General features: G+C 53.8%; 5 protein-coding genes and 1 pseudogene (1 of these 6 only partly in view). All 6 read left to right on the forward strand.

Annotated elements, in window-relative coordinates; genetic code table 11:
- Nucleotides 1–470, forward strand: a 470-nt coding sequence (locus F4Y39_05240; protein ID MYC13114.1) for a WD40 repeat domain-containing protein, incomplete at its 5' end; no start/stop codon positions are given.
- 86 nt (nt 471–556) lie between these two features.
- Complete coding sequence (locus F4Y39_05245; protein ID MYC13115.1) at nt 557–1771, forward strand: GTP-binding protein; 1215 nt, start codon at nt 557–559, stop codon at nt 1769–1771.
- Nucleotides 1772–1851: 80 nt separating this feature from the next.
- Entirely contained in the window at nt 1852–2505 is a 654-nt protein-coding gene (locus tag F4Y39_05250) for an ABC transporter ATP-binding protein (protein ID MYC13116.1), read from the forward strand.
- Complete coding sequence (locus F4Y39_05255; protein ID MYC13117.1) at nt 2502–3779, forward strand: FtsX-like permease family protein; 1278 nt, start codon at nt 2502–2504, stop codon at nt 3777–3779. The genes F4Y39_05250 and F4Y39_05255 overlap by 4 nt, the downstream gene beginning before the upstream one ends.
- Nucleotides 3776–4306: a DUF3299 domain-containing protein gene (locus F4Y39_05260; GenBank protein ID MYC13118.1), complete on the forward strand. Its 531-nt coding sequence runs from the start codon at nt 3776–3778 to the stop codon at nt 4304–4306. The genes F4Y39_05255 and F4Y39_05260 overlap by 4 nt, the downstream gene beginning before the upstream one ends.
- 34 nt (nt 4307–4340) lie before the next feature.
- Nucleotides 4341–4455, forward strand: a pseudogene (locus F4Y39_05265) (MerC domain-containing protein); it runs 290 nt beyond the window's last position.

The following is a 4455-nucleotide window of genomic DNA, read 5'->3' on the forward strand; positions in this document are numbered from 1 at the left end:
TACTGAGCCCGGACGGGGATATCGTGGCCTGCGGCAGCCAGGACAACTCGGTGCATTTCTGGCGTCGCTCCACGAAGCAGGACTCGATGATGTCAGGATATCCTGCCAAGCCGTCCGCCTTGGCCTTCGATGACACTGGCACCCTTTTGGCCACCGGTGGAGGCGAGGCGGTGACGGTCTGGAGCTTCCAGGGAAGAGGTCCCGAAGGCACGCGGCCCGGTACTCTATATTTTCATGTTCAAACTGTTACAAAGCTCGCCTTCGCTCACCGCGGGATGCGCTTGGCCTCGGGAGCTCGGGATGGCGGCGTAGTTGTGTGGTCACTCAGGCGCGATGGACAAGGCAATCCGATAGGAATTGCGCTTGTGGCAGATGTTGTCAGCGCCTTGTACTGGCGACCAGATGGACGTGCGCTTGCTGCGCTCGACGCTCAGGGTGGCGCAACGGTTTGGCGAGTGGGCAACAGGTGAAGCACGACCGCAAACTGAATCGCCACCGGTTTGACTGATTCGCTGTTGGATATCATCACCCTTTAAGAGAGGAAACTAAAGTGCCCTTGTCAGAGAGACTTCCCGTTACTGTCCTGTCCGGCTTTCTCGGCGCAGGCAAGACTACTCTACTCAACAACGTGCTCAACAACCGCGAGGGCATGCGCGTCGCGGTCATCGTCAACGATATGAGCGAGGTCAACATCGACGCGGCGCTCGTTGAGCGCGGCGGTGCGGAACTCTCGCGGACCGAGGAGAAGCTGGTCGAGATGTCGAACGGCTGCATCTGCTGCACGCTGCGAGACGACCTGCTCGCCGAGGTCTCACGGCTCGCGCAGGAGGGACGCTTCGACTACCTGCTCATCGAGTCCACGGGGATCTCGGAGCCTATTCCCGTCGCGCAGACCTTCACCTTCGAGGACGAGAACGGTGTGAGCCTGGGTCAGGTTTCGCGCCTCGACACGATGGTCACGATCGTGGACGCGGCGAACTTCCTTGAGGACTACAACGCCGCCGAAGCGCTCCAAGACCGCGGTGAGTCGCTGGGCGAAGAAGATCACCGGACGGTGACCGACCTGCTCATCGACCAGATCGAGTTCGCCGACGTCATCGTGCTCAACAAGCTCGATCTCGTGAGCAACGATCAGGCTCTCGAGGTCGAGGCCATCGTGAAAGCGTTCAACCCCGGCGCGAAGGTCCTCATGGCGACGCGCGGACAGGTCCCGCTCGAATGCGTGCTCGACACGGGCCTGTTTGACTACGAGAAGGCGGCGCACTCCGCCGGCTGGATTCGAGAGCTTCAGGGTGAGCACACGCCGGAGACCGAGGAGTACGGGATCTCGAGCTTCACCTATCGGACGTCGCAGCCCTTCGACGCCGAGAAGCTGTGGGCGTTCCTGCACGACGACGAGGGCTGGAGCGGCGTGCTCCGCTCGAAGGGCTTCTTCTGGGTCGCCGCTGACCATCGGATCCTCTACGAGTGGTCTCAAGCCGGCGGCGTCATCAACGTGAACCCCGTTGGGATGTGGTGGGCGGCCGTGCCTCGCGAACACTGGGGGCACCCCGAGGGTCAGCGACCTGACCAGCAGCCGGGCTGGCATCCTCGCTTCGGCGATCGCGCGCAACAACTTGTCTTCATCGGCCAGCAGATGCACGAGGCGGCGATGCGCGCTCGCCTCGATGCATGCCTGCTCGACGAGCGCCTCGCCTCCGCTAACAGCAAGACCTGGGTAGGGTTGCGGAACCCGTTTCCGGAGCTTATCATGGTCGAGGAGTCAGAATGACCGAAACTGCCTCATCCGCTCGATTTTGACGGCCTCGTAACATTTTGAAGTCACACATCGCATTTTTTAAATACTATCTCATGTTTGCACTTAAACACGTTGGGCATGTTTATGGCAGTCGTCTTGTATTGGACTTGCCAGAATATATTGAGGCCCAGCCCGATGAAAAATGGCTGTTGCACGGGCCATCGGGAAGCGGGAAGACGACGCTTTTGCATATTATCGCCGGTTTGTTAAAGCCCTCACAGGGCAGTGTGCATATTGCCAAACAGGATATTTATGCAATGACAGAGACCGCTCGCGATCGATTCCGCGGGCAACGCATTGGCATTGTTTTTCAACAATTTCACCTGTTCCCGGTTTTTACGGTGTTGGAAAATTTGCTTATGGCGCATTATATGGCCGGTGTACAGCAGGACAAAGCGCGTGTCCAACAGGTGCTTGCGGCTCTCGGTCTCGCAGGTCGCGAACACGCTTATCCATCGGAACTGAGTTTTGGTCAACAACAGCGCGTGGCAATCGCCCGGGCTGTTGTTAACCGCCCCCAATTGCTGTTGGCCGATGAACCGACATCTGGATTGGATGACGCGCGCAGCAAGCAGGTGTTGGATTTGCTCACGTCATCGGCGCGAGAGGTTCAGGCAACTCTGGTGGTGGCGTCACATGATCATCGAATTACCGACAGTTTTGACCATTGTATTGCGCTCGATGAACAGGTGGAATTGCCCACATGAATCTTTTCAAAATTAGTCTGGCCTATATTTATCGGCGCAAGTTGAATACATTGCTCAATATGATATTGTTGGGACTTGGAACGGGTATTGTCGTTGTTTTGTTGCTTTTTGGCGAACAATTTGAAGAGAATTTGCACCGAAATGTTCAAAATATCGATGTCGTTGTGGGGGCTAAGGGCAGTCCTTTGCAATTGATTTTATCCAGTGTCTTTCACGTTGATGTGCCAACGGGAAATATACCGCTTTTAGAGGCGCGTGAACTGGCAAAAAACAGAGCGGTTGCACAGGCGATACCCCTGGCGTTGGGGGATAATTATCGGGGATATCGCATTGTGGGAACGACATCCGCATACGCCAAACACTACCGGGCGGAGTTGGTTGATGGTACCTTTTGGGATGAGCCATACCAGGTGGTTATAGGCGCGCAGGTTGCCAGCGAGACAGGTCTTGCACTGGGTGATGAGGTTATTAGTTCGCATGGGTTGACCGCAGAAACAGCTTCTGAACAACACGAATCGCAGCCGTTTCGCGTGGTGGGTGTTTTGCAACCAACTGGTTCGATTATCGACCGTCTGTTACTGACTGCTGTGGAAACGGTCTGGCTGGTTCACGAACCGCATGAAGAAGAGGGCGATGGACTGGATCATCACCTGGAGAGCCAGGCCGATGAGAATCGCGCACGCGATGTTCTGGGTTTGCCGATGGACAGTGAAGCCGATGCCGAGCGCGAAGTTACGGGTCTTTTGATTCGCTATCGTTCACCTATTGCAGCCGTGTCATTTCCGAGGTATGTTAATAAAGAGACCAAATTTCAGGCTGCGTCCCCCGCATTTGAGACAACGCGCCTTTTTGCATTGCTCGGTGTTGGGTTGGAGGTGGTGCGGGTTTTTGGTGGGGTTCTGGTGTTTGCAGCGGCGTTGAGCATTTTTGTGGCACTTTATAATGCGATGAAAGATCGGCGATACGATTTGGCTATGATGCGTGCTCTGGGGGCAAGTCGCGGCAAACTTTTTGTTCAGGTGCTTTTGGAGGGGATTTTGCTTACATTTATGGGTACGGGATTGGGCTTTGTGCTTGGGCATGCCAGCACTGAGGTGATTGGCGCGTGGGTGCGCGAGGCACAGCATATAAATTTGACGGGATGGATTATTTTGTCCGATGAATTCTGGCTCATTGGTCTGGCGCTTGTGTTGGGTAGTGTATCGGCTCTTATACCCGCGCTTCAGGTCTATCGGACAGATGTTGCACAAACACTTGTGGAGGTGTCAGGATGAATATACAACGCACGGTAATGTTTATTTTGTTATTTGCTGTGGTTTTGAGAATAGATACTGGCAGTGAGACACCGCCTTCGTCATTAGACCATCGCCCAGAACTTCAGGCGTCTCCATTGCCCCAGATGATGAAGGGGTCGCTTTGGGAAACCCTTGCGACGGTGAGTTATGATCCCTATGCGCCGACCTTTATACCCATATTTTCCGATACGTTGAAAAAAATGAATGGCAAACACGTCGAGCTTGTCGGGTTTATGATTCCGCTATCGGCTCAAAAAAAACAGGCGCGTTTTGTTTTGACTCCGTATTCACTTGGGGGATGTTCATTTTGTGTAGGCGGAGGTGGGCCTGAGTCTCTGGTAGATGTTCACCCGAGCAAACCGATTGATTTTACTTATTATCCCGTTACTATTACAGGTCGTCTGGAATTGTTGCAAAAAGATCCTTCCGAACTCTTTTTTCGCATCAGCAAAGCCGAGGTGATGGATAAGCGCGATATGAAAAACAATCCTGGTGATAAATATTAAGTGTGTCGTTATATGAATAAAAAGGAGATAATAAATGGCGCGTTTGAGCTATCAAACCGCAGGTGACAAAATCGCCATTGTTCTTTCAACAATGTGTGCGATCCATTGTTTGACATTGCATGTTGCTCTTTTTTCGTTTCAGTTGTTGT

It is taken from the genome of Gemmatimonadota bacterium, assembly GCA_009838845.1.
GTDB lineage: Bacteria > Latescibacterota > UBA2968 > UBA2968 > UBA2968 > VXRD01.

What these genes read in the sequence shown, in the direction of transcription:
- F4Y39_05250 (MYC13116.1), top strand. Translation starts at nt 1,852, where the DNA reads ATGTTTGCACTTAAACACGTTGGGCATGTTTATGGCAGTCGTCTTGTA.
- F4Y39_05255 (MYC13117.1), top strand. Translation starts at nt 2,502, where the DNA reads ATGAATCTTTTCAAAATTAGTCTGGCCTATATTTATCGGCGCAAGTTG.
- F4Y39_05260 (MYC13118.1), top strand. Translation starts at nt 3,776, where the DNA reads ATGAATATACAACGCACGGTAATGTTTATTTTGTTATTTGCTGTGGTT.